This window comes from Actinomyces ruminis (assembly GCF_002154335.2).
GTDB classification, from domain to species: domain Bacteria; phylum Actinomycetota; class Actinomycetes; order Actinomycetales; family Actinomycetaceae; genus Actinomyces; species Actinomyces ruminis.
The window spans coordinates 1-1,251 of sequence record NZ_MTPX02000097.1 but is presented as its reverse complement, the minus strand read 5'-3'; the positions used below and the strand labels follow the sequence as shown (position 1 = coordinate 1,251).

Genomic DNA, 1,251 nt, shown 5'->3' with positions numbered 1-1,251 from the left:
CCAGTGGTCCATGTATGACCATTTGAATGCGGTCATTGTTTCTTCCCCCTCAACGATTGCTTGACGTGCGTTTCAAACGATTACGTGTGGTGTGTTTCGTGCGTACTCGTGGACGCTGAACCAGCGTGAAACCCCGGGTTTTGGGCGCGCGCCACCTACGGGCCCACCGTGTGGGTCAATGACGCACCGAGCGCCGACAACATTGCCGGCTACGGCGACACATCGCCTTCAACACCCCTGGCGGCCGCGCCCCTGCCGGGACTTACTCGCGGGCCTGCAACCGGTCCAGGACCCCGCGTATGTACTGGGTGGAGGCCACACTTTCCTGCGTCGGGGTGTACTCCAGGCCGACCGGGCCGTCATACCCGGCGTCCAGGATGTCGCGCAGCCGGGCGGGCCAGTCGATCGCTCCGCTGCCGGGCTCACCACGCCCAGGCGCATCCGCGAACTGCACGTACTTGATCAGCTCGCCCGCATCGGACAGCACCGCCGCGGTGTCCTCACCCTCCACCGTCGAGTGATACAGATCGAACAACACCCCGAAGTACGGCGAACCAACACCACGAGCCACATAGACCGCATCACCCGTGCGATCCACCAACGACCCGGGATGGTCCACCCGAGTGTTGAGCGGCTCCAACACCAGCGTGACCCCACTACCCTCGATCTGCGCAATCGCCTTGGTGAAAACCTCCACCAGATCATCAAGCTGACTCGCCCGGCTGGCACCCGCGAAGCCGGTGCCGCTCTGAACCACGATCCGCCGGTTCCCCAACCGACGCGCGATCTGAACACCCTCGTCCAACCCCCGATAGAACTCGGAGTGATCACGCGGAGGAATCATGAACTGCGTCCTGGGCTCAGCCAACTGAGCCACCAACGACACCCCAGTCTCCTCCAACGCGGCCGCCACCGCCTCAATGTCCTTGGGCCGCGCCGGCATATCCCTACCCAACGGACCCCAGAACTCCACCGCCGTAAAACCCGCGGCAGCCGCAGCCCGAATCCGATCCGCGTAGTCCTCGCCGGCCTCAGAAAACAACAACTCAACATTCGGTGCGAACAACATCTCGCACAGCCTTCCGGGGAACTAGGCGACCCTCGCCCAACCAGGCCCTAAACAGAACCCCCCGTCCGCACCATGCCCCCAACGAACGGCACGAACGCCACCACCGGCCCAGCGATCAACACTGACCACCACCCGTTTGATGTACCATCAAACATAACAACCCACCAACCCCACGTCAACCC

Annotated in this window: 1 protein-coding gene; it reads right to left on the bottom strand. The window is 63.2% G+C overall.

Annotation, left to right across the window (positions count from 1 at the left end):
- Window positions 1–262: 262 nt before the first annotated feature.
- Window positions 263–1,069 carry a TIM barrel protein gene (locus BW737_RS15430; RefSeq protein ID WP_086616124.1) on the bottom strand — a complete coding sequence of 269 codons (807 nt, stop codon included), beginning with the start codon at window positions 1,067–1,069 and terminating at the stop codon, window positions 263–265.
- Window positions 1,070–1,251: the final 182 nt, after the last annotated feature.